This is a genomic window from Megasphaera cerevisiae DSM 20462 (assembly GCF_001045675.1).
Classification (GTDB): domain Bacteria; phylum Bacillota; class Negativicutes; order Veillonellales; family Megasphaeraceae; genus Megasphaera; species Megasphaera cerevisiae.
Genome location: NZ_LEKT01000020.1, coordinates 25,774 through 50,730, shown reverse-complemented (window position 1 = coordinate 50,730; position 24,957 = coordinate 25,774). Strand labels below are relative to the sequence as shown.

Annotated in this window: 21 protein-coding genes and 1 other annotated feature; of the genes, 4 read left to right on the top strand and 17 right to left on the bottom strand. The window is 47.0% G+C overall.

Going from position 1 to position 24,957, the window contains the following annotated elements:
• Positions 1 to 465: 465 nt before the first annotated feature.
• The 11 genes from AB840_RS07595 to AB840_RS07545 all read right to left on the bottom strand — a co-directional run bounded on the left by AB840_RS07595 (position 466) and on the right by AB840_RS07545 (position 12,185).
• Positions 466 to 1,197 carry a LytR/AlgR family response regulator transcription factor gene (locus AB840_RS07595; protein ID WP_048514234.1) on the bottom strand — a complete coding sequence of 244 codons (732 nt, stop codon included), beginning with the start codon at positions 1,195 to 1,197 and terminating at the stop codon, positions 466 to 468.
• Positions 1,198 to 1,583: 386 nt separating this feature from the next.
• Positions 1,584 to 2,867 (bottom strand): DUF445 domain-containing protein, encoded by a 1,284-nt coding sequence (locus AB840_RS07590; RefSeq protein ID WP_048514233.1) that lies wholly within the window; start codon positions 2,865 to 2,867, stop codon positions 1,584 to 1,586.
• A gap of 2 nt (positions 2,868 to 2,869) precedes the next feature.
• Positions 2,870 to 4,144: a DUF445 family protein gene (locus AB840_RS07585; RefSeq protein WP_048514232.1), complete on the bottom strand. Its 1,275-nt coding sequence runs from the start codon at positions 4,142 to 4,144 to the stop codon at positions 2,870 to 2,872.
• A gap of 45 nt (positions 4,145 to 4,189) precedes the next feature.
• On the bottom strand, positions 4,190 to 4,891 hold the full coding sequence (locus tag AB840_RS07580) for an MBL fold metallo-hydrolase (RefSeq protein ID WP_048514231.1): 702 nt from the start codon (positions 4,889 to 4,891) through the stop codon (positions 4,190 to 4,192).
• A 172-nt stretch (positions 4,892 to 5,063) separates the two neighbouring features.
• Positions 5,064 to 5,348, bottom strand: coding sequence for a 4Fe-4S dicluster domain-containing protein (locus AB840_RS07575; protein WP_048514230.1), 285 nt, complete (start codon positions 5,346 to 5,348; stop codon positions 5,064 to 5,066).
• A gap of 1 nt (position 5,349) precedes the next feature.
• Entirely contained in the window at positions 5,350 to 6,645 is a 1,296-nt protein-coding gene (locus AB840_RS07570) for an FAD-dependent oxidoreductase (RefSeq protein ID WP_048514229.1), read from the bottom strand.
• A gap of 77 nt (positions 6,646 to 6,722) precedes the next feature.
• Complete coding sequence (locus AB840_RS07565) at positions 6,723 to 7,460, bottom strand: ubiquinone/menaquinone biosynthesis methyltransferase (protein ID WP_048514228.1); 738 nt, start codon at positions 7,458 to 7,460, stop codon at positions 6,723 to 6,725.
• Positions 7,453 to 8,382, bottom strand: a complete 930-nt coding sequence (locus tag AB840_RS07560; RefSeq protein WP_048514227.1) for a prenyltransferase — start codon at positions 8,380 to 8,382, stop codon at positions 7,453 to 7,455. Before AB840_RS07560 ends, AB840_RS07565 begins: the two co-directional genes overlap by 8 nt.
• A gap of 1 nt (position 8,383) precedes the next feature.
• Positions 8,384 to 9,367, bottom strand: coding sequence for a polyprenyl synthetase family protein (locus tag AB840_RS07555; RefSeq protein WP_072061794.1), 984 nt, complete (start codon positions 9,365 to 9,367; stop codon positions 8,384 to 8,386).
• Between the two features lie 82 nt (positions 9,368 to 9,449).
• Entirely contained in the window at positions 9,450 to 11,624 is a 2,175-nt protein-coding gene (gene ldhH, locus AB840_RS07550) for an L-lactate dehydrogenase (quinone) large subunit LdhH (RefSeq protein ID WP_048514225.1), read from the bottom strand.
• Positions 11,625 to 11,639: 15 nt separating this feature from the next.
• Positions 11,640 to 12,185, bottom strand: coding sequence for a LutC/YkgG family protein (locus AB840_RS07545; protein WP_048514224.1), 546 nt, complete (start codon positions 12,183 to 12,185; stop codon positions 11,640 to 11,642).
• A gap of 568 nt (positions 12,186 to 12,753) precedes the next feature.
• On the opposite strand from AB840_RS07545, the gene AB840_RS07540 reads away from it, so the two are divergent.
• The 3 genes from AB840_RS07540 to cysK all read left to right on the top strand — a co-directional run bounded on the left by AB840_RS07540 (position 12,754) and on the right by cysK (position 16,354).
• Positions 12,754 to 14,007 (top strand): ISLre2 family transposase, encoded by a 1,254-nt coding sequence (locus AB840_RS07540; protein ID WP_160300563.1) that lies wholly within the window; start codon positions 12,754 to 12,756, stop codon positions 14,005 to 14,007.
• 205 nt (positions 14,008 to 14,212) lie between these two features.
• Positions 14,213 to 14,442, top strand: a binding site (T-box leader).
• 64 nt (positions 14,443 to 14,506) lie between these two features.
• Positions 14,507 to 15,208, top strand: a complete 702-nt coding sequence (gene cysE, locus AB840_RS07535; protein ID WP_048514222.1) for a serine O-acetyltransferase — start codon at positions 14,507 to 14,509, stop codon at positions 15,206 to 15,208.
• A 204-nt stretch (positions 15,209 to 15,412) separates the two neighbouring features.
• A complete protein-coding gene (cysK, locus tag AB840_RS07530; protein WP_048514221.1) occupies positions 15,413 to 16,354 on the top strand; it encodes a cysteine synthase A in 942 nt (313 codons plus the stop codon).
• A gap of 134 nt (positions 16,355 to 16,488) precedes the next feature.
• Here the strand turns inward: cysK and AB840_RS07525 are convergent, their stop codons facing one another.
• The 5 genes from AB840_RS07525 to glpK all read right to left on the bottom strand — a co-directional run bounded on the left by AB840_RS07525 (position 16,489) and on the right by glpK (position 22,209).
• Positions 16,489 to 16,863 carry a DUF1667 domain-containing protein gene (locus tag AB840_RS07525; RefSeq protein WP_048514220.1) on the bottom strand — a complete coding sequence of 125 codons (375 nt, stop codon included), beginning with the start codon at positions 16,861 to 16,863 and terminating at the stop codon, positions 16,489 to 16,491.
• 1 nt (position 16,864) lies between these two features.
• Positions 16,865 to 18,136: an NAD(P)/FAD-dependent oxidoreductase gene (locus AB840_RS07520; RefSeq protein ID WP_048514219.1), complete on the bottom strand. Its 1,272-nt coding sequence runs from the start codon at positions 18,134 to 18,136 to the stop codon at positions 16,865 to 16,867.
• Positions 18,136 to 19,602 carry an NAD(P)/FAD-dependent oxidoreductase gene (locus tag AB840_RS07515; RefSeq protein WP_048514218.1) on the bottom strand — a complete coding sequence of 489 codons (1,467 nt, stop codon included), beginning with the start codon at positions 19,600 to 19,602 and terminating at the stop codon, positions 18,136 to 18,138. Before AB840_RS07515 ends, AB840_RS07520 begins: the two co-directional genes overlap by 1 nt.
• A gap of 341 nt (positions 19,603 to 19,943) precedes the next feature.
• Positions 19,944 to 20,669, bottom strand: coding sequence for an MIP/aquaporin family protein (locus AB840_RS07510; RefSeq protein WP_048514217.1), 726 nt, complete (start codon positions 20,667 to 20,669; stop codon positions 19,944 to 19,946).
• A gap of 37 nt (positions 20,670 to 20,706) precedes the next feature.
• Positions 20,707 to 22,209, bottom strand: a complete 1,503-nt coding sequence (gene glpK, locus AB840_RS07505) for a glycerol kinase GlpK (protein WP_048514216.1) — start codon at positions 22,207 to 22,209, stop codon at positions 20,707 to 20,709.
• Between the two features lie 333 nt (positions 22,210 to 22,542).
• Between glpK and AB840_RS07500 the strand changes: the two genes are divergently transcribed.
• Complete coding sequence (locus AB840_RS07500) at positions 22,543 to 23,481, top strand: sugar-binding transcriptional regulator (RefSeq protein ID WP_048514215.1); 939 nt, start codon at positions 22,543 to 22,545, stop codon at positions 23,479 to 23,481.
• A 37-nt stretch (positions 23,482 to 23,518) separates the two neighbouring features.
• Here AB840_RS07500 and AB840_RS07495 read toward each other — a convergent pair whose 3' ends face one another.
• Complete coding sequence (locus tag AB840_RS07495; protein ID WP_234984893.1) at positions 23,519 to 24,937, bottom strand: GDSL-type esterase/lipase family protein; 1,419 nt, start codon at positions 24,935 to 24,937, stop codon at positions 23,519 to 23,521.
• Positions 24,938 to 24,957 lie beyond the last annotated feature (20 nt).

The following is a 24,957-nucleotide window of genomic DNA, read 5'->3' as shown; positions in this document are numbered from 1 at the left end:
TGAAGTGAAAACACATCAGCACAAACGGGCACTCGCGCTCACCGCTCGTAAGTTAGTCAGACTGATATTTGGATTGCTGGCCAAGCATCAGCTCTACTCTTCCAACAGAGTAGACCAAGCTTAATACGAAGCGAACATACTTTCTCTTTTTTTGAGATTGAGGGAAAGGTTTGTTAAGTGTACCCTTTTTTCTGGATTTCTTCTTCAAATCTTTCTTTTAAGGTCTTGACATATTACCAGATAGCTTTTGTACGCACACGTGATTAAATATATATATATTTAATACAAATATATATTCATTATTCTTTTCTTTTAACAAATATATATTTATATGCGCTGAATTATTATTCATATTTTGTCATATTTATTCTTTGTTTCCATTTTATTTTTCATTTTTTAGCCAATTTCAGCCATTCTTTCGTACAAAAAAACATACATACACAATATTCCTATTGAAGGATAATTTTATGCATTTCTCATAAATATAAATTTAAAGTAGTTTTCTTGAAATTCCCGATATTTTCGTTTAGCCAAGGGAATGCATTTTCCTTGTACCTCAATATAATCACTTTTGATGATATGAATAGCTTCCTGATTGACGATATATCCTTTTGCCGGCGATACAAACTGTCCCGGCGCCTTTTTGTCCAACGCTTCCATCAGATGGGTCAGCGTCTGCCTGACTTCTAATATAGTGCCATCGACAAGATGTATCTGTAAAATATGTCCTTTACTTTCCACATACATAATGTGATCAAGTTCTTCAGTCTGAACACCGCACCCCACAAGCTTAAATATAATTTTTTCGCTATGATATCGTGTCAGCCGTTCCATCGCCCGGTTCATGGCCGCGTTGAAGTCTGCCTGCGAAAAAGGCTTGAGCAGGTAATGTACGGCTTTGAGGGAGAATGCCTCTATGGCAAATTCATCGCTGGTCGTAATAAAGATGATTTCAGCCCGGCACTTACGGCGCCGCATCTCCATGGCTACATCTGTCCCCAAAATACCGGGCATGCAAATATCCAGCAGGGCGATATCAAAATCGCCTTTTTGTTCTATATCATCCAGCAGTTTAAAGGCATTGTCATATGCGCAGCACTCTACCTTTTCATGCCGTTTTGAAAAATAGCCTTCTGCTGCCTGATGTATCGTATGAAGCTGAAGCCGCACATCATCACAAATCGCAACCCATATCATATCTTCTCCCCTTCACTGCTGCGCCGACGCCGTCCGGACATCTGCACACCGTTCTATTTCTATTGGCATATCTTACTCCTATCACTCATATTCCCTATTTGCAGTATTTGAAAAGACCCTATCCCCCCTTTGTAGGTATTATTGTATTTTTGTGACGTACTATCTTCTTACAAAGATAGTATCCAGCAATCACTACCTGGTTATATTATAATGGAAAGAAAGCATTTTTTAAAGTATACGAAAGTATACTCTTAAAAATACCATGTCATTTATTGTATGTTTTATGCTTTTTTTTGTATGTTTTATGCCATTTATCAATATTCGACAAAAAAAAGACGCCGCAGCGTCTAAAAAAACAATCAGTATATTATATTTTTACAGTTTTTTTACAAAAATAATTGACGAATAAAAGGAACCACCGCCGGTTCATACAGAAATTTAAGAAATGAAAACACAATAAGCCCTAACGTACCGCCGACAATGGCTCCGTTGATGCGAATCCAGGCAAGGTCTTCCCCAACCTTGCGTTCCAGAAATTCATTGAATTTCCGTTTATCAAAGCCCGACAAGACATCCCGTACAGCAACGGCAATGAGAGAATGTTCGTGCTCCAGGATGACGGTGCAGGCACGCCGAATCTGTTCATCCAGCCAATCCTTGATTTCCGGATAGGTTCGGCAATACTCCAGATAATGCAAAAATTGTTCTTCCAATAAATCTTTAAGCTTTTCTTTACCGCCTTCTCCCGACATGAAATAGTCCTGACCGGCATGTTGGGTTGCGCTGAGCCACCGTTCGATAGGTAATGAATCTACAAACTGATCCTGCCAGTTTTGCACGGCATAGGCCAGCTGCCCATTCATGGAATAAAGGAACAGTTCCAATTTACGGCACAGCCATTCCCGTTGTTCTCCTTCGGCATGCTCCCATTGATCAAGCCAGGCAAGGATGCCGATTTTGATATCCTTGGCGATTTTATGTGTGTCTACCAGACCTGTAAATTTATTGAGTGTGACAAGAAGTCCCGGACCATTTTTTGATTCTTCCATCCAATCCCGAATGATTTGCTCCAGCATGACGTCAAAGTCATCACTGTTGACCAGTTCTTTGCCCAAACCGACAGCATCATTGAACATATGACTATTCGGGTCTTCCAGCAGAGAAATCAGCCGGTCCTGAAAAAATCCCACCAATGGCTGCCGTTTTAAATAGTCTCGTATATGTGCTGCAATCATATCCTGTGTGCCACCCTGCTGCGCATATCGATAAAACCGCTGCGCCACTTCATACAGCAGGGTCCGAAATTTTTCATTGCCGCCGGGGCTTTTCAGCCAGGTGGTCACTTTATCCATAAATGATATTTGATACAGCTTATCCTGCCACATATTAGGCTGAAGCAGTTTTTCCGAAACAATTTTAGTCATGCCGTCTATGATCTGATGACGATGGCTGTAGAGAAGCTCCGTATGGTACGGGAAGCCCAATGGCCTTTCAAACAACGCGGTCACGGCAAACCAGTCGGCAATACTGCCGATGAGAGCCGATTGAATGACAAAGAAAAGCAATTCCTCCGCTAAACTTACTTCATGCGTATCCCACCACCAAAAAATCAGGCAGAAACAGAAAAAGGACAGGGCCAGAATGCCGTTTGCCCGCTGACGATATGTCATCGCTACATGCCCCCCTTCACATTGTACATAACCAGATAAATAACGGCACCAAGAACAGCTCCGACCAGTGAACCGTTGACACGAATCATCTGCAGATCATACCAAACGCTGTTTTCCAGCTGTTCTGCCAGCTGCTGGCTGTCATACTGCATAATTTCTTTTTCCGCCGTTGTGCCGAACCACACCTGCAGCCGTTTCAGTTCCCGCGCTGCCAGGGCTAGCGCTACGCGATTCATTTGCTCTACCTGAGTCGTGCTCTGCTGCCACGTTTCCAGTTTGCTGACAGCATATCCGGCTGCAATATGGCAAATCCGTTTTTGCCGTTCCGGGTCCTGGACATATCGCTGCCAGGCTTCCCTCATATCCGGGCGGGTCACGAGACTTTTATACATGCGCATCTTATAGCTTTCAATGCGTTCCTTCCATTCCGCATTGAATTCTATTTTTTCAGCCTGTGCCCACAAATATCGCAAGGCTTTTTCCCGCTGCAGCGAGTTTGTTTTTTTGGCTTCAGCTAATATAGATAATGCCTTGGCCTGGAGCTTGAGTGCTACATGGTCTGGACTGAACAGGTCGCTGGCCAGAGCCGCCTTGATAGCCCAGGCAAAAAAGAAATTGCGTTTTTCATATTGATGCAGCGATTCCCGGTAAATTTCACCGATATATTTTTTCATGGCATCACTTTTTACCATAATTTCCAGATGAAGTATCATAAAGTCGAGAAAATCTTTTCCCGACTCACCTTGCAGGCCAATTTTGATGGCCTTGCTCATCATAGGCGCAATATCAATTTTTTCAATTGCCTTTTCTCCCATACCGGAAAAAGCTTTGACTACAGTCTGCATATCAACGGTATACAAGAAGGTATTGAGGATCTGTCCCAATACACGTTCCGCTGATTGGAATCCCTTTTCCGAGTATAGGTACTCCAGTGTCGTTTCCAATATAGGATGGTGTTTCAGCACATTATACATATTGGGAACCGTCAGGATTTCACTTTCAATCATATGCCGCGCCATTTCGGCAATCCGTTCCTTACTGTTGGGAATCAGCCCTGTCTTGAAGGAAATTCCCAACGGTTTTCGAAACAATGCGGTAACAGCATACCAATCCGCCAAGCCGCCAATGAGGGCCGCCCCGGCTAAATGTGTCCACAGCCCGCCCCAAAAAAAGTCCTGAAACGGGTACGCCAGCAGCAGGATCACTGCCGCAATGCCCAAAATGTAATTGGCTATGCGGCTGCGTCTATACTGTGTTGTCGTCTCTAATCCAGTCATTCTATTCCTCCTCCGGCCCGCAAGCCAGTGCAATCAATACCTGATTTATACATGAATTACCGTCGTATCACCTTTCTGTATCGGAATCCACAAGGGTACCTGTCCATATGTATCCATAAATGCCTGTGACGGTATCCACGGCGTACCAAAATAGTGCATAGGGACAAGGAGCCTTCGCACCTGCACGACGTCTAAAAAGCGTTTGACACCCCATTCACGGGCTTCCTCCAATCGGGCATCTACGGGAAAAAAGGCAACATCTACATCCAGCCCGGCAAGCTTTTTCATTTCCCGGTCAAAGTTGGCCTTTGCCTCTGCATTATTTTCGTCCGTATCTCCCAGCCAATGCCACCAGTTCAGATCCCCGGCATGGAAAATCGTGCAGCCATCCGTTTCCACAAGAAACGAACCACCGGCATCAGTCGAGCCGTATTGTGTAATCGTTGTATCTTCTATATGTATTGTATCATATATATTCATGGATTGCATTTTTTTCGCCGCCGGGCCGTGAAAGGGAACTTCCGCATTAAAAATATAGTGAGCCGTACTCCGCTCAAAGCCGGCAATAGCCGGATTAAAATGATCTTCATGCCAATGACTGACAAAAAACCATAAAGGCTTTTTGCCGCCGGCATAGGATCGGACAGCACCGGCCGGGTCCTTATAGTAGTCAAACACCAATACTTTTGTTTTTGTTTCTGCGGCAAAACCGCTGTGAGCCAAAAAGGTCAGTTGTACATCTGTCATATGTATGCCTCCTTATGCGGGGTTCCTGTATGCGTAGTGATATATTGCATTTTATTATTATACCATCAATACGGCCTGCTCTTGAACCCCCCATATCAAACTCATGGTTCCGCAAAAAAAAGAACAGCAGCACGCTTACTTATGTGCCGCCGTTCCTTCCTGCATCTGCAAGTTATCCTTGATGATATTCAACACCCATAGCACCTTTCGGGTGCTTCCAGCTTTTAACGCCCTTGCCGCCGGAAATGACACGGCAAGTGCCGCATTCCAGACAGCCTTCATGATTGAAAATCAGTTTACCATCTGTATATTTGTACAATTCTGCCGGACAGGCCATCACCAGACGATGAATTTCTGCTTCGTCATGATAGTCTTCATTGATTTCAATATGAGATTCGTGTTCGTCCGTCATAAATTTGATAACACCGAGTTTATCGTCTACACTCATTTTAGCCATTTTACATCGCCTCCCAAGCTTTCTTACCAAGACCAAACAGGCCATTTAAACCCCCGTTATTCGCAAGAACAGTCAAGGCGATCATCGGCAGCGCAACAGGAGCGCCGCCTTCTACTTTATAGACCATACCGGCAAATTCATCGGCCATTTTCGGAAAATCATTGAAGATGATATGATCTTCCAGCAATCCCGGCAGATTCTGATATTGCTTCATGAGCTTCATGATAAAGCTTTCATCCAGTAATTTTTTATAATATGCCAGGCTTTCTGCCGAGAAATCATCAACTGCCTTAGCTTTGATAACAGCTTCGCCGGCAAGACGTCCTGATTCGACAGCCAAATCCATGCCGCGGACAGTATAGCCCAGATTGACAACCATCGCAGCCGCATCACCGGCCAGAATCACACCGTCACGAACGAGTTCCGGCATCATTTTCAGACCGCCTTCCGTAACGAGATGGGCCGAGTATTCTGACAGTTTCCCGCCTTTAATAAACGGCGCGATAGACGGATGCGCTTTCATGCGTTCCACCATATCAGGGATACTGACATCAACACGTCCAATATCATTGATCGTGGTAACGATCCCCAGTGAAAGGCTATCCTTATTGGTGTAGATAAAGCCGCCGCCTAAGTTGCCGCCGGTCGGATCGCCGGCTATCATCCATGCGGCGCCTTCCCCATTTTCCAGGCCAAACCGTTCGTTGATGACATCTTCACCGAGTTCGATGACTTCCTTGACACCTACAGCTACATCTTTAGGATCCAATTCCTGCTTCATGCCCAGCTGCTGTGCCAACAGGGAGTTTACCCCATCGGCCAAAATCACTACATCAGCATCTACTTCTTCACCGCCGCAGTTGATACCGATGACCTTGCCGTCTTCAATAACCAGATTGTCTACCAGCAGGCCCGTCGCTACCATCACACCGGCTTCTTCCGCCTTTTCAGCCAGCCATTTGTCAAACTTAGACCGCAGCACCGAGTATGAGGGATGCTTCAGTGCTTGCAGCTTATCCGAGCCATATTGAAAGCTCAAAGCACCGCCTTCGGTCATCAGGGAAAGCCGCTCCTGCGTAATCTTACGCTCGATGGGGGCTTCTTCTGCAAAGTTTGGAATGAGCTTTTCCAGGCTATGTCCATAGATACGTCCGCCGCTGGAGTTTTTAGAACCGCAGAATTTACCGCGCTCCACCAACATGACATCCAACCCTGCCTGCGCCATTGTCAGCGCCGCAGCAGAACCAGCCAGGCCGCCGCCAACTACTATGGCATCAAATTTTTCTTCACTACTCATGTTCTTACCCTCCTTAACCATACGGTTTATATTCTGAATCCGTTCCAGTAACCGTCAGTTTTTATATTAAACGTATGTTAATTTGTCTTCATTTTTCTTTTATTTCTAGTGCTGATCCGTTTCTGCCCCTTGTGCAGCACGCAGGTCCCAAACAAATGACCTTCCATCCGCGCATGTGCCAGGCCGACTTCCCTGAAAAGAGCCAGCAACTGCCGCTTCCTCAAAAACTCCCGCGTCGACTGCCACAGCCACAGGTATTCCTGGCGATGCCGGATGCCACCACCGAGAAATGGCATGATACCCCGGAAGTACAAGGCATAAAAAGGACGGATCAAGGGAGAATCGGGGACAAAGGAATCCAGGCAGTAGACCCAGCCTCCCGGCCGGACGACACGCGTCATTTCGCATAATACCTGCCGATAGTCAGAAGTGTTGCGCAGTCCGAATGAAATACAGGCGGATGCAAAGGTGTTGTCTGGAAAGGGAAGCGTCATGGCATCCCCTTCGTACCAGCTGACATTATCCAGCCGCCGGCTCTTCTGCCGGGCAGTCTGCAGCATAGCCGGAGAAAAATCCAGCCCTGTAACTGTCAGATCTGGTCGGACAGCAGCAATCGCAATGGCAATATCACCGGTACCACAGCACACATCCAGAACCTGTCCGTTTGGTTCAGCCCGTTTGGTTATTGCATCAATGAGCTGCTGTTTCCAACGTCCTTCCATTCCCAGGCTGATACGCTCATTAGCCTCATCATAGGAAGAAGAAATGTGCTGAAAAACTTGATATACTTTTTCTCGTTTCGACGGTTCAGCCATGAAGCATACCTCCGATCCACATACCTGTCATCATGAGCAAATATGTGCCGTTTCCCAGCAAATTCCCCTTCAAAATCCCTTTCATCTGCCTGATCCGGTTATTCGGCACCAAGGGTGAACGCAGCAGAAAAGCAAATGCGCCGCGGGAGACCAGCACGACCAGTACTGGCGTAATCAGGCCCCACAAACCGGCATAGACCACCGGCACAACACACAGCAGCAACATCCACAGCACCACCGCAGCCCGATAACACCGCACGGCCTTCTGCCGTCCCAGCAGGACCGGCAGGGTACAGCGCCGTACCCGTCGGTCTTTTTCAATATCACAGATATTATTGGTCATCATAATCAGGCCGATTCCCATGATAAACGGCAGCGCCGCCGCCATAACGGCAGCGTCCAGTGTACCGCGTACAGCCGCCACGATTCCCAAGGGTATCAACCCACCCATGACCACGCCGGAAACCAGTTCACCTACAGGCAGGTAGGAAATAGATACTGCGCCGCCGGAATAGGCCAGTACGGCAGCTGCTCCGATCACACCGACAAGAAACGGCGCCGGTCCGGCAGAAAGGATAACGGGCAGTGCCAGCAGCACCGCGGCCGCTAAATACCCAATTCCCAGCGCTAAGGCCTGTTTGGGCGCAATATGCTCATAGACAAGTACGGCATCGCTGACTTCCACACAATCGTCTGCGCTGTCTGCCCCTTTCACAAAATCAAAGTAATCGTTGAGTGTATTGACTGTAGACTGCATAAGTACACAGGCCCCCAGCAAGGCCGCACCGGTCCCAAGGGACAGTACATCTCCCGCAAGCAGGCAGTATAATTCCCCGAATAAAGCAGGATATATCGCAGCAAGCCAGGAATGAGGCGCCGCCAGCCGAAACGCCAACTTAGGCGTTAGACATTGTTCTTTCATGCTATACAGCCCCCAGTTTCCGAACCAGCTTCAGCAGCAGCTGAGCCACTTCACAGGAAGGCAGCAGCCGGATCAATTCTTCCGCATGCTGCTGATAACCATGAATCAGATTCCAGGACTTTTCCATCCCGCCCAGTTCCGTTACCAGCTGTTCCATACGGCAAATGTCTTCCGCTGACAGTATCCTGCCTGCGTTACGCTGCATAAAAGGCGTTAGCGCTTCACGTCCGCCAGGCTGTTCCAACGCCAGCAGCACCGGCAGAGTATATATCCCCTCCTGAAAGTCCTGATGCGCATTTTTTCCAATTTGTGTGTGGTCCGTCGTAAAATCCAGCAGATCATCTCTCATTTGAAACATATACCCCAAGCATTCTCCCAAGGCTTCCAACAGCTGCGCAACCTTTTCACTGCAGCCGCTTTCCCTCGCACCAATACGGCAGCAAGCCATAAACAAGGCTACTGTTTTCCCGTGAATATTACGCAGATATTCCTCCATGGTAACATTCTCTTTATACCGGCACGCCGCTTGACCGATCTCTCCGACACACATTGCCTCCACAGTCTTTGACAGCACCATACCGGAATGATTTAGTCCCTCCCGCATTAAATGATAGCTGATACGGCTCATAAGGAAATCACCGGCGTAAACGGCTGCATTTTTCCCATACTTGCTTTGTACAGACGGCTTGCCGCGGCGAAGCGGTGCATCATCAATGATGTCGTCATGAATAAGCGAGGCGAGATGAGTCATTTCCACGATAGCAGCAAGCTTGTACAGCCGGTCTCCAGCCTCTCTGCAGGCAGAGCCAAATTCCGATGCCATCACCAGCAGACGCGGCCGTATCATTTTCCCTTGCGAGGAGGCGGCATCATCCAATACCGCGCCGATCGCTGTTCCAGAAAACGGATGTCCCATGAACAAATCCATATATTCCCTGATCTTCTGTATCTGCTCGTCACTGACTCTGGTAAAATATTTCGGCATGCATCTCCGAGCGCTGTTCTCTATAAGTCTCTGTTTTATCATCAATGCTCAAATACACCTTTCCGCTCGCCTAAACGGCTGCTTATTTTTCCCGTTTTTCCACTAGAATTTGTGCCGTATGCTTAACTTGAATATTGTTCAGGCCGCGGGCATCCAAACCACCCTTGATCTGAAGCAGGCATCCCGGACAGTCGACCGCTACGACATCAGCACCGGTAGCTACGATATTATCGATTTTTTCCTCCAATATAGGCGCAGACATTTCCGGAAATTTAACGGAGTATGAACCACCGAAGCCGCAGCATTTATCACAATTGTTCATTTCCGTAATTTCCACGCCGCTGGTCTGTTCAAGCAACTCGCGCTGTTCTTCAAATACACCCATATACCGTTTCAGATGACAGGAATCATGATACGTGACCTTCATGGGTACGCCATCAGCATTATCCGGCAGTCCTCCCAGCATAGAAAGAAGCTTGGAAAAGTCATACGATTTAGCCCCCAGCTCTGTCGCTTTTTTGTACATGTCCGGATCGTCTTTGAACATGTCCTTGTAATCCCGGAGAGCATGGGTACAAGTAGGACAGGCTGAAACGATGAAATCATAGTGCTCGGCATCCATCGCGTTGATATTCATTTCAGCTGCCTTTTTAGCATTTTCTACATCTCCCATATACGTCGCCGGAGCTCCGCAGCACGATTGATCCAACGGCATTTCCACAATATACCCGGCCATATTAAGCGCTTTGACAACAGCTGTTGCGATATCAACATATACAAAGTCCAGCAGACAACCGGCAAAAATGGCAATTTTCCCTTTCGGATTAGGCACATCTTGCTTGATGGCCGGCAGGACATCCCGGAACGGCTGCGGCGCTACCGTTGGCAGACTACGTCCGGCCGTGAGGCCTGACAGGAACATGGGCATGTGCCGCAGCATTGGCTGGCCCTGCGTAAGCGTCCCCTGCGCAAGCGTCCCCTGCGCAACCGATGCGATACGCAGCATAGAGTGAAACAAATGCCGGTCACTGACCGTATCCAAACAGAATTTATGGATCGGATTCAAGCCGTCTTCCTGCGCGTATTTAGTACGCAGCTTGAGGATCATGCCGGCCACATCGAGTTTGCCGCCGCAAACCGTATTGCAGGTGCCGCACTGCAGACAGATATTCTGAATATCCTTGCCGCGTTCCCGGCTGTTGAGGAAGGAGGTAAGCAGCGTACCGATACCGCCGGTATAAATACTGCCGCCATATACATGCCCGCCTACAAGGCGAAAAGCCGGACAGACATTCAGACAAGCTGCACAGCGAATACAGCAGAAAATATCCTGATAATCCGGATCCTGCATAATTTGACGGCGTTCCGGTGTATCCAAAATAATGATATTAAATTGTTTAGGTTCTTTCGTATCATTTTCAGGATCCGTTACCACATTCGTAGCACCCGTATAGAAAGACAGATACGTCGTGATGTTCTGGGCAGTGCCGTTACGGGGCAAGACCTTGAAAATATACCGGATATCACTCATTTTAGCAACAAATTTTTCAATGCCGAAAATATACAAGTGCATGTTCGGCATTGTCCCGACCATACGTCCGTTCCCTTCGTTAGTCATCGTAATGACCGTACCCGTTTCAGCAACAGCGGCATTAGCACCGGAAACCCCCATTTCAGCCTGAAAAAACTTGGGACGCATAACACGGCGCGAGGTTTTGACTTCTTCCGTAATAATAGGTGCCTCGGGAGCTTTTGTATACGATGAAAACAGCCCGGCAACGTCTTCCTTCGAGTAGTGGATGGCCGGCATAACCATATGTGACGGCGAATCCCCGGCAATGGCGTTGATAAACTCACCCAGATCTGTTTCCTGCGCGTGAATACCCGCCGCTTCAAAGCCTTGATTGAAATGCATTTCTTCCGAAGCCATAGATTTTGATTTGACTACCAGCTTGACATTATTTTCTTTTGCCAGCTTTAAAGCATAATCAAATGCTTCCTGCGGAGTATGTGCCCGAAATACGTGCGCACCATTAGCGGTCGCGTTCTTTTCAAATTCATCCAATAGCTCATCAATATGGTCCCGCGCATAGGATTTGACTTCATGTACCTTTTCACGCAATGCCTCAAAATCATAGCCTTTATATACATTAGCGCGGTTTCCCGGATATGCTGTCGTAAAGTTCTTCAACGCCCGCTGCAGCGGCGCGTTATCCATGGCACGCTCAATTTCCTGCTTCAATAATTCATTAGACATTTAACATTCCCTCCCTTACGCATCTTTTACTACAACAACCGAATATTGGCGCGGACCATGCACTCCTACCGTACCTACGCATTCGATATCGGCAGTACGACTCGGACCGGTAATAATACCGGCAAATTTCGGAAAGGGTTTGGTTTCTGCCATAATGTCAATCATGGTATCAAAAGTATCAACGATTTTGGATAATTTGACTATACCAACATATACATCCGCTACCGTTTCCACAATACGGTCATCGACGTTATCCTTCATCTGTACCAGCGACCCCAAATTAGCAATACCGTAATCGGCCTCCGTCACACCGCCCTTATCATCCGGAGCGTTTTTACGAATATAATCCGTATCGGTTTTGATACCTGCCGCTTTCAGCGCGCTGACAACCCCAGTGTCCTTCAACAAAGGAGATTCTACAATAGCCACCTCCTGCGTATCTTTCTTTCGGAAAATTTCGACGAGTACTGCTGCCAAATCAGCTTTTGACGCCAGACAGCATTCACCGGCAACGCTGGCTAATCCTTTCTGAAACATTTCATACAACTCTGCTTTTTCCATTTTTCACACCCCTTTACATTTAGAATAAAATTTAAACGAAATAATAAATATACTTAAAAGGACTTATTATAAGTATATCAATTTATACACTAAACACAAGGAGGAAGTCGTTAACATTCATTGCTTTTTATGAAATAGATTTATCATATCTATGCAAATAAATCATATGTAAAGATATTCAAAAAACCAAGAAGTTTATCTATTATGCAAATTATATATACATAAACTCAGAGAAGTCAATCATTAACTACATTTTTTATTCTATTTATTTTATAAATGATATTAAATCATTGTTGTTTTGTTTTTTTATGTATATTTAAAATGCATATCAATATCAATATTTACAATGCATATTTACCATGTTAATACATTATTTTCAGCTGCGCCAGCTGTAAGCCCCGATCGGTTCTTTTATGTATATTTATTAACCAACATTAATTTTTATAATATATTATATATCAGCACAACTACTAACGATTTGTTTTTCTGAAATGTTTCGAGACACTGTTCTATATTTTTTTGTTTGCTGCACCTATTTTTATTCTTAGTGTAAATACGAGAAATGAGATTGCTTCAGTTGTTTATCCGTATTTTCACACAGGCGTTGGGTATCGCACTAGAAACCATCGATACAGAATTGACGGCAGAATACACGAAACAAGGATATCAGATGAAACGACGGGATTTCCGTACGATTCAAGGACTGTTAGGCACGATCACCTTTGAGCGGCGGCGGATACAGAAACAGGGTCCGCGAGCCAAAGGATTCTATCCCTTGGATAACCAGCTGGGATTGCGGAAATACCAACGGTATACGGCATTATATATGAAACGGGTTACGGAAGAAGCCGCGACAAGCGTATATCGTACCACGGCCGATGTCATGAACCGTCTGACATTGACTACCATCAGTCATCAGACCGTGGGGAACAGCATCAAACAGGTGGGAAACTATGAAAAATGGGAGCAGCAAGAAATCGGCAGAGCCGTGCTCCCGACAGTGGAACAGCACCGGCCTGCGATGCTCTGTATCGAAGGGGACAGGCTGATCATCAAAGGTCAGGGAGAAAAACGACAGGAAATCCACCGGGTACAAGTGAGTGAAGGTCAGCAACAGCATGGATGGCAAAGTGTATTGGTTCATGCCCATTATTTTGCAGGGTTGAACCACAAGGCGCTGATCCAGCAAGTGACGGCCTATCTGCAACGGGAATACGACCTGGGCAAACTGACAGTGGTCAGCAACAGCGATGGAGGCAGCGGCTATGGGAAAGATATATTCGAAAGCATGGTCATCGGCTGTCGCCAACATGAGCATGTGCTAGACCGGTATCCTGTAAACCGGAAGCTGAAAGAACGGCTGTATTTTGTGGAACCGGCTTTACAGGAGGAAATACGCAAGGCCTTGCGGGAGTACAAGGCAGACACAATGCGGGTGTTACTGGATACGGCCGAATCACAGGCAGCAACGACGGAGGAAGCCGCTCACATAGAGAAGCTTCGGAAATATATAGTAAGGAATTGGGAATCGCTGAAACCCATAACGATGAGAACCCCGCAGGTACAGCCCGCAGGAATCGGAGCGTGCGAGAACAATCACCGCCTTTATAGCTATAGAATGAAGAAACAGGGGCGTCATTGGAGCAAGGCAGGAGGAACCGCCATGGTCAAGGTGATTACGGCCATACGAAACAAAGAGCTGGACAACGCCTTCACCATCTGGGAAAAAGGCTTTACAGCACCGATAAGCCGCACATGTAAAGGAACAATGAGACGGATAATGAAGAAGATACCGATACAGCCCCATGTGGGAATTCATTGAGGAAGCATACGCAATCAGGGGCATGTCAGCAGTGCCATAGGAAAGTTATCCAAAAGCTTTTCTACACCTGTATTTTTCTAACATAACGAAGCCCGCAAAGCTCGCTATTATCAAGGTCAAAAAATTTACCGAGAAACTATTGACACATACTTTTTTATTTTTCCTATTGACAAAATCCTCCCAAAAGAGGTATCATATGCGTAATAAAAATGTGATGAACAAAACAAGTACACGTACGAAAGCCATACAGAGAGTGTAAGTCACCGGCTGAAAGCTTACACCGCCGCTGGGGTACGATGGAATGCCTTTGGGAGCAGGATAATCGAAAAGAGAGTAGATTATTTCGGAAAACCACCGTTATCGGTTTTGAGTGATAATATCAGTCAGTTTTATGATATTGTAATCAGAGTGGAACCACGGACCACCGTCTCTGTATGAGCGGGTGGTCTTTTTGTATTTCAGTATATACTGTTTCATTATCCAGGGAGGACTGGCAGCTATGTTTAACTCACTTCACAACGACATTCGCGTGATCAGAGACCGCGATCCTGCAGCAAAAAACACACTGGAAATCCTCTTATGCTACTCTGGCCTCCATGCCATCTGGGCCTATCGCATAGCTCATATCTGCTATCGTCATGGCTGGTTTGTCACCGCTCGTATCATATCAACAGCCGCTCGATTTCTTACAGGCATTGAAATTCATCCCGGCGCACAGATTGGTACTGGATTATTTATTGATCATGGCATGGGCATTGTTATAGGAGAAACAACCATTATCGGTAACGACGTATCTCTATATCAGGGTGTCACCTTAGGCGGTACGGGAAAAGAAAAAGGAAAGCGCCACCCTACTATAGGCGATTATGTTGTCGTTGCCTGCGGTGCCAAGGTATTGGGATCCTTTACGGTCGGCAAAGGTGCCAAAATCGGAGCCGGTTCCGTCGTTTTGAAGGAAGTACCGCCGTATTCAACGGTCGTCGGCATTCCCGGACGAGTGGTAGCTCAAAAAGGACGCAGTCTTAAGGCCAGTCATACAGAGCAGGACATTGATTTGAATCATAATCGTCTGCCCGACCCTATTGAAGACCAAATTATCGCCCTGCAGCGGCAGGTAGCCATACTGCAAAACCGTGTGGAAGAACTGGATACTATGCATGACGTGCGTATTCACAGCGTAGGCTGTCCGCGCCATTCATAAGGCTCACTCAGCTGACAGGGAATCACGCAGGCCTATAGACGTACATTAAAACAGCACTTTTTTAGTATACTTTTTTTATATTTCAGCAGGGAGATGGCTTTACATGTATCAGGATATCTTTTCCTACCAGGTCCTTTTTCGATGTAGCAGACCTGTTTATTTTTAAATTATTATATTATTTTATTGTAAAAAGGAGAGATTCTCATGAGTAAAATTTATACAAGTATGTTAGATTTAGTAGGCAATACTCCATTATTAAACCCGATTCGCTTCAATAACGCCGCCGGCGTGACAGGCACTACACTGCTGGTCAAGCTGGATGCCTTCAATCCAGCCGGCTCTTCCAAAGACCGTATTGCCAAAGCCATGATTGAAGATGCCGAAAAAAAGGGTATTTTAAAAAAAGGTTCCGTCATTATTGAACCAACGAGCGGCAATACGGGAATTGGCCTTGCTGCCGTAGCTGCGGCTAAAGGATATCGTGCAATCTTCACAATGCCGGAAACAATGTCTATCGAACGTCGTAACCTTATTGCTGCGTACGGTGCCGAAATCGTCCTGACAGAAGGAAAAAAGGGGATGCAGGGTGCTGTAGATAAAGCCAGCGATTTGGCCAAGGAAATCCCTGACTCTTTTATTCCGGGACAATTTACAAACCCTGTCAATCCAGAAGCACACCGCTTGACCACCGGCCCGGAAGTTTACAACGAAACAGACGGCGCAATTGATATATTTTTGGCTGGCGTCGGCACTGGCGGCACCCTGACCGGAGTCGGTCAGTATTTAAAAGAACAAAAACCTGCCGTCAAAATTATAGCGATTGAACCGGCTGATTCACCGCTGCTCTCAGAAGGCCATGCGGGACCGCATAAACTGCAAGGTATTGGCGCAAACTTTATTCCCGAAACATTGGACACCAAAATTTATGATGAAATAGTTACCGTCACAACAGATCAGGCATATGAAACAGCACAGGAATTCACGAAAAACGAAGGACTTCTCATCGGGATTTCCGGGGGAGCCGCTTTATATGCCGCTGTCCAGGTTGCTAAACGACCGGAAAATGCCGGCAAAACGATCGTCTCCTTTTTACCGGATAACGGCGACCGTTATTTGACGACACCGGGCTTTATCAAACAACAGTAAACAACAGCGTCATCGCTGATATATACATAAAAAATGCTAAGGGGCTGTCATGGATTTTCATGACAGCCCCTGATAGCATTAGCCGGTTGATTTCAACTGGTACAACTGATATTGACTCACTTACCACTACTTGCCTATAATATCTTATCCATATCCCGGCTGGCCAGAATGTCCACGCCCAATCCCAGAAGGTTCGCGGCAACCACGTCGCCGGCTTTGACCGGCGCCATTACAGTTACACCGCGCAAAGCTACGGCACAATCAAGAATACGACCTTTCGGCAGCGTCGTTTTTGATACGACGGGCAGAAGAGGCAGCGAACCGCCTTCAATACGGATTGTCGAGGTCAGCATACGCTGCGGATCGGTTAATTCCTGGCGGGCATACACTTCACCGCGTGGACATGTGTTCCCCGTAACTCGCGTAACCTTGCCATCCGTTACTTCCACTGTCAATAAACACCCCATGGGGCAGCTGATGCAATTTAATTGTTTCGTTTCTACACTCATTTTATGCTTCCTCCTCTGTAACGGAAACAGTCCAATCCGCATGATGGCCTTTGGCTTTATCTGCCGGTACGTTGACAGCAATCATTTCACTCGGTTTAGCAACCGGGAGAACTTTGCTAAGCAGCGTATCTGCGCCGCTTTTGACTGTCAGGCGTACATGTTTCATAGGCTTGCGGACGCGCATAAACAAGCGGATCGTTTCACCGTTTTCCCCAGCACGAACATGCTGGGGCACACAGGTGCGAACTTCGCCGGCAGCTTCAACCGCTACATCAGCTACATTGTCTTCCATCTTTCCCATCGCTTTAAGAGCGGCATACTTCCCTGCGATTTCAGCTTCTTCTGATACAAAATCAACAAGGTCATGAACATGCACAACATTGCCGGCCGCAAAAATACCGGTAATACTTGTTTCACGATGCTGATCGACAATCGGCCCACTCGTAAGGGGATGCATATCCAGACCCAGGCCCCGTGACAATTCATTTTCCGGAATCAGGCCGACGGACAACAGCAGCGTATCGCAATCGATATCGAATTCCGTTCCCGGAATAGGCTTCATATGCTCGTCTACTTTAGCTGCCGTAATGCCAGTGACACGATCCTTGCCATGGATAGCGGTAATGGTGTGCGATAAGTGCAAGGGAATATCATAGTCGTACAGACACTGCACCATATTACGAGTCAGTCCGTTAGAAAAGGGGCAGATTTCCAGCACTGCCTGTACCTTGCAGCCTTCCAGCGACATACGCCGGGCCATGATCAGGCCAATATCGCCGCTGCCGAGGATCACGATCTTTTTACCTGGCAGATACCCTTCCATGTTGACCATACGTTGTGCCGCTCCGGCTGTAAATACGCCGGCAGGCCGGTAACCCGGTATACGGATAGCGCCGCGGGTACGTTCGCGGCATCCCATCGTAAGAATGATCGTTTTGCCCTGCACTTTGATCAGTCCGTGCTTCGGGCTGACTGCCGTAACAAGTTTATCGTCATTAATATTGAGAACCATCGTATCAACAAGAATTTCGATTTCTTCTTTGTCTTTTACCAAATCATAACAGCGCTGTGCATATCCCGGGCCTGTCAGCTCTTCTTTAAAATGATGCAGCCCAAACCCATTGTGAATACACTGCTGGAGAATCCCGCCGGCCTCACGGTCCCGTTCGAGGACAAGAATTTTTTTAGCGCCGTTCTGCCATGCGCTGTATGCTGCGGATAAGCCTGCCGGGCCGCCGCCGATAATAATAACATCATACAGTTGTTCACCCATTATGCCTTACCTCCGCTCTGTGTTTCTTTATCATAAAACATATATGACTTGCTCATTTCTTTCCGAACTTCCGTAATAGGTATATTCAATTCACGAGCCAGAATCTGTGTAACACGAGGTCCGCAGAAACCTCCTTGACAGCGTCCCATACCGGCGCGAGTACGGCGCTTGACACCATCGACCGTGCGAGCCCCGACAGGCCGGTGGATCGCATCGAGGATTTCCCCTTCCGTAATTGTTTCACAGCGACAGATAACGCGGCCATACCGGGCATCTCTGGCAATCAGCGCCTTCTGATCCGCATTCGTCAGCATACGGAAGCAGGGCTGTGCCGGGCGTCCCTTTTTATAATCGGCTTTGCGGGCTGCACTCATTTCCGACGCAATCCCGTCAACCAGGTATTTGGCAATGGCCGGAGCCGAAGTCAGTCCAGGCGACTGGATACCGGCAGCCTGTATAAGCCCTCTCGTTATTGCGGAAGGACCTAAAACAAAATCCCCAGTACTGGAAACGGCACGTACGCCAGCAAATTCCGTAATAGTAGCACCTACAGGAATATTGGGCACCAGACGGCGAGCTTTTTCCAACGTTTCGTCCATCCCCGGGATGGTCACAGCCGTATTCTCTTTTTCATCATCACTCATATCCTGCGCATTAGGGCCTACGAACACATTGCCGTGCGTCGTCGCACAAACAAGAATCCCTTTGCCCATCTTGGTAGGCGTAGGGAAAACGGGGCAGTATACCAGATCCTTCTGCGCCGTCTTATCAAATAAAATATATTCGCCTTTGCGCGGATGAATATAGAAGGAATCATCACCGGCCAGCCGGCTGATTTCATCGGCATGAATACCGGCAGCATTGATGACGTATTTTGTTTCAATAGTACCTTGATTGGTTTCAACTGCCGTAACGGAGTGATTTTTCACAGTAATGCCCGTGACCGTACATTCCCGCAGAATTTCTGCCCCGTTGATAACCGCGTTTTCAGCAAATGCCAGCGCCAAGCCAAAAGGCCAACATATACCAGCCGTCGGAGCCCATAGCGCACCCTTGACATCCTTGCTGACATTGGGCTCCGATTCCCGGACGGTATTGCCATCCCAGATCTCCAATCCCGGCACATCATTATCTTTCCCGCGTTTGAGCAAATCCTTCAAAACAGCCATCTGTTCGTCATCTACAGCAGCAACGAGAGATCCGGACCAACGAATTTCCAAATTTAACTCATCCTTTAAATCATGGTACATCTTATTGCCTTCTACGTTCATGCGGGCTTTCATGCTTCCCTCCGGTGCATCAAATCCGGCATGAAGAATCGCACTGTTCGCCTTCGTCGTACCAGCAGCCAGTTCTGGTTCCCGCTCCACTAAGATCGCGCGAAGGTTATATTTTGCCAATTCGTGCAGAATGGCCGTGCCCGTAATCCCGCCGCCAATAACGACGACATCTGCTTGTTTTGTCATTTTCACAACCTCTTTCTTCTCGAAATACTAGTCATAAACCATTTATTACGCTTATTATATCTGCTATTGAACATATTTGCAATATTAAATTAACAAAATTTCTCTTTGGAATATTATACATTTTCAGCATAATTAAGCTATGTAATATATCTTTTTATCAATATAGAAATTTCGTTCATATTTTTTTAATCATAATTTCTACATTGATACATAAAGAAAGGCCGCCAATATGAAACCGGGCGCCGCAGGGGTGCAGCGTAAACCGGGCAACATACCGCGCCCTTTCCTTATAGAGAAATCCCGCAGAAAAACTGCCGCTTTCTCTTTATATTATTCTTTGATTAAAAAGCATGTATCACAACAGATACTACATACGCTGCACAAGCACCGACCAACGGTGCGGCAACAGGAATCCACGCATAACTCCAATCTGAGCCGCCCTTGCCAGCAATCGGCAGGATCGCGTGAGCAATACGCGGTCCGAGATCACGGGCAGGATTCATAGCGTATCCCGTAGGGCCGCCCAGACTGAGACCAAGAGCCCAAATTAGAACCCCGACAATATACGGACCCATGCCAACGGGAATCACGCCGACCTGCTTGGAAAAAATCATCCAAATAGCAAACATCAGGAAAAATGTCGCAATGACTTCGCAGAGAAAATTGAGCGGGTAGTTGCGGATCGCCGGTGCCGTGCAAAATATACCCAGTTTCGCGGCCTGATCCTCTGTCTCTGCCCAATGCGGCAAATAGGCCAGCCATACGACAGCCGCCCCGCATATACCACCCAGAATCTGAACAGCGGCCGTAGCCAAAAACTGTGGAATCGTATAAATTCCAATCAGGGTTTTACCCAGCGTAACGGCTGGATTAAGGTCTCCCTGCGGAGCTCCCAGCGTCGTAGCCGTAAATACGCCTAGCATAACAGCAAATCCCCATGCAGTGGTAATACAAATCCAGCCGCCGTTCTGCCCTTTTGATTTCGCCAGCGTATTGCAGGCGCAGACACCGCACCCAAAAACCATCAGTACCATCGTGCCAAAAAATTCACCCAGTAAATTATCCATATTGATCCCTTCCTTTATTCGGACCGCACGCAGAGGCTTATTCGTCGTCAGACAGCCAGTTCATGGCATGCTTAACGGCTTTGCGCCATCCTTTATAGTAACTGGCAGCTTGTTTGGGATCCATTTGCGGTTCAAACCGGTTCTGCAGCTTCCAGCTGTCCTTCAATTCATCCTTGGAGTGCCAAACACCGACAGCAAGGCCGGCCAGATAAGCTGCGCCGAGAGCTGTCGTTTCAATAACCTGCGGACGATCTACCGGTACATCAAGGATATCTGCCTGAAATTGCATGAGCATATTGTTGGCTACGGCACCGCCGTCTACCTTGAGTGCTGCCAGCTTGATACCCGAATCAGCTTCCATTGCGCCGAGAACATCTTTGGTCTGATAGGCCATAGAATCAAGAGTAGCGCGGACAATATGAGATTTTTTCGTTCCTCTGGTAATGCCGATAATCATGCCGCGGGCATTCATATCCCAATAAGGAGCCCCGAGACCAACAAACGCGGGCACAACATAGACGCCATCCGAATCAGGAACTCGTTTGGCCACCCATTCCGAGTCCGGCGCCGTATCAATAATGCGAATACCATCACGCAGCCATTGAATTGCAGAGCCAGCGACAAAGATAGACCCTTCCAGAGCATACTCAACTTTTCCGTCGAGTCCCCAGGCAATCGTCGTGACCAAGCCATTTTTCGATGCGATAGGTTCTGTACCCGTATTCATGAGCATAAAGCAACCCGTTCCGTATGTATTTTTAGCCATGCCCGGTTCAAAGCACGTTTGCCCAAACAAGGCTGCCTGCTGGTCACCGGCAGCACCGGCGATTTTGATAGACGCGCCTAATATCGACGGCGACATCGTTCCATACACTTCGCTGGACGGACGAACTTCCGGAAGCATATTCTTAGGCACCGTCAAATATTCCAACAGTTGATCATCCCATTTTAATTCCTTAATATTAAACATCAAGGTCCGGGATGCGTTGGAATAATCCGTTACATGGACCTGCCCTTCAGTAAGCTTCCAAATAAGCCAGCAGTCGATCGTACCGAACAGAAGATCCCCTTTTTCTGCTTTTTCTCTGGCACCGGGCACAGTGTCCAGAATCCATTTTACTTTTGTACCAGAAAAATAGGCATCAATCACCAGACCGGTTTTATCTTTGAATTCATTGACCAGCCCCTGCCGTTTCAAATCTTCACAAATATCCGCGGTCTGGCGGGATTGCCAAACAATGGCGTTATATACGGGGCAACCTGTCTTTTTATCCCAAACGACGGTTGTTTCGCGCTGATTAGTAATACCAATAGCCGCAATATCAGCTGCAATAAGGCCGGCCTGCTCCAATGCTCCCTGCATGACATCCATCATAGTTTTCAAAATTTCATTGGCATCATGTTCCACCCAGCCCGGTTTAGGAAAATACTGCGTAAATTCCTTCTGACTTACCCCTATAATGTGGGAGTCCTGATCAAAAATAATTGCGCGATTACTTGTAGTCCCCGCATCGAGCGCCATAATGTACTTTTTTTGCATAATAAAGTTCTCCTTTCACCATATTCTCTTTTCTCTTTTCGTATCTGTAATAACAGATATGCCTTGAATTGATTATACTGGCAAGTGAACATATTTGCAATATACAATTAACATAATTTCATATATGATATAATGTTGCAGCGTCTTATTCTTTTTGCTCAATATACCGAGTCCGCATATCTTTTTACTTTATCAAAGAAAGAAACTTCCATCTTAAAAGGATTTTTACTTTCTCCTCTTGCTTTTCCAGCTTCTTCAATGAGATAATAAAGTATATGTACATGGCGTGCATATACTTCGTTATTGAAAATTTAAACGTTAGGATTTGGTGCCATGCTGAGTGATAAAAACAAAACGGCTATCAATGCAGCAAAATTATACTATCAGTCTGGATACAGCCAACATGATATTGCCAAAGAATTAGGAATTTCCCGGCCATCCGTATCCCGTCTGCTCCAATATGCAAAAGACATGGGTTTTGTCCGCATCGAAATTTTTGACCCCATTGAAGATCAAAGCCATTTGGCGCAAAAGGTAGCCGCCCGGTACCGACTCAAGGAAGTCCGCATCGCGAATGCCCCTATTGCCGATGAGCATGAAATCAAAAAATACATCGGCCAGACCGGGGCACATTATTTAGAAGATATCGTCCAGGACGGTGATATTATCGGTGTCGGCTGGGGTACAACAATGCATGCCCTTTCTCATGCTTTGACGCCGCATCCTCTTCGGGGCGCGCAAATCGTGCAGCTCGAAGGCGGCATCACATTATCGACAGGTGAAACCTATGCCAACGAAATTTTAGAGCGTTTTGCCAAAAACTACGAAACGATTGCACAGTATCTGCCGCTGCCCGTATTATTTGATTCCAAAGAAGTAAAAGACATGGTCTACAAGGACCGCCATGTTAAACGTGTCTTAGAGCTTGGCCGCAATGCCAATATTTTGCTGTTCAGCGTAGGCACAGTCCGCGATAATGCTTTATTTTTCCGGCTTGGTTATGCAGATACCCGGGAAAAGGAATTTCTCAAAGCGCATGCTGTCGGTGATATTTGTTCTCGTTTTTTTGATAAAGACGGCAAAATATCCAGTGATGATCTGAATGACCGTACTGTCGGCATTGACCTCGATTGTCTCTGCCATAAAGAATACAGCATTCTTTTATCCGGCGGCGAAGGCAAAATAGACAGCATCCGAGCAGCGCTTACAGGCGGCTATGCAAATGTGCTGATAACCGATCAGTTTACTGCGGCAAGGCTGTTGGAAGAATAAAAAATGACATCAATGAAGTTCATTGATGTCATTTTTTTTATTCTTCCCAGGCGCTGTCAGGAAGCGCCGTGATTTCCGGCCATGCTGCATTGATCGCATCGGCCATCATCTTTTTACCGGGCGGATCCATATGTAACCCATCCAACGCCAAGTCCGTACGAAGCTCCCCATTTTCATCTGCCATGTCCGATGTAATGTCAATATGCACCTGTGATCGTATATAACTGTTCACCTGATCGAACTGCGATTGCCAGTTCCACACGGTATCCTGATCAAACGCTTTTTTAATGTTATCAGGATTAACCGGCGGTACGGTCAGAAAAACCGGATGTATACCATTTTCCTGACATTTTGCCTTTACACTTTTCATATCGGCAATAACATTCGCCGCAGGCACACCTTCCCGCAGGCTGTTCGACCCCATGAGGATAAGCACATATTTCGGATGAAAAGGAACAACATCCCGTTCAAATCGTTCGCTGGACATGGCACTGGTATCTCCGCTTTGAGATAAATTTACAGTGGGGAAATACAAATACGAACCATAACTAAATTCCCAGTCTGTCGGTGAATAGGATATACTACCGCCACCATGACTAATGCTGTCACCAAAAATAGCCACGCCGTAGTTTGCTGCCGGATCTGTTAGGTAAGGCTGCGCATCTGAATATACTCCAATTGGCCCACCCGTACTATCGACAGCCCGCACGCGCCAGTAAAAAGGACGATCTGCCATGCGTGATTTTTGGTCATACTGCTGTGCATACCGTGGGGCGTAGGAATCAATACGATGCGCCGATGGTGCAATATCATTGGGATTTTCCGGCTTATCGTCTAGCACCTCTACTTCATAATGATCAGCCCCAGGTATAGCGATCCAATCATATACCGGATACAGCAACACAGTTCCATTCCCTTTATTATAGCGGGATAAGGTCGTCGGTTTTTCTGTAGCCGGCAGCGTCCGGTCTATATAGACCTGCGCCAAATTAGAAAATTCGCTGACTGGCCGGCCGTCCAGTGCCAGCGCCCGAACACGCCAATAAAATGTATTGCCCGTAAAATTCTCCGGCAGTGCCAGTTGGCACCCCGTAGTATACGTACGCTGCAGCGGCATAAGCGGTTCATAATACACATTTTGTGCCGTCCCGTCTTCATGCTCTTCTTCATGCCTGGTCAAAATCTGTACGTCGTACATGACTGCCCCATCAATACGGCTCCAGCGCAGAACCGGATGAACTGCCGCCGGATGGTCTGCCGGATACTGCTGGGTAATGACAGGCTTAGCCGCAACCGTATCGTCATCATCAGCACCGATATAAATCTGGCTGGCCTGTTCCATGGGCAGATCTACAATGCGCTGCTGTATTGCATTCTGTCTGGCTGTCGCCAACAGTCCCGTTCCCAGGGTCAGACCGAGCAGTACGGTCACGAATAATACACTTCCATTGCGCACGGTCATTCGCCTCCTCAACT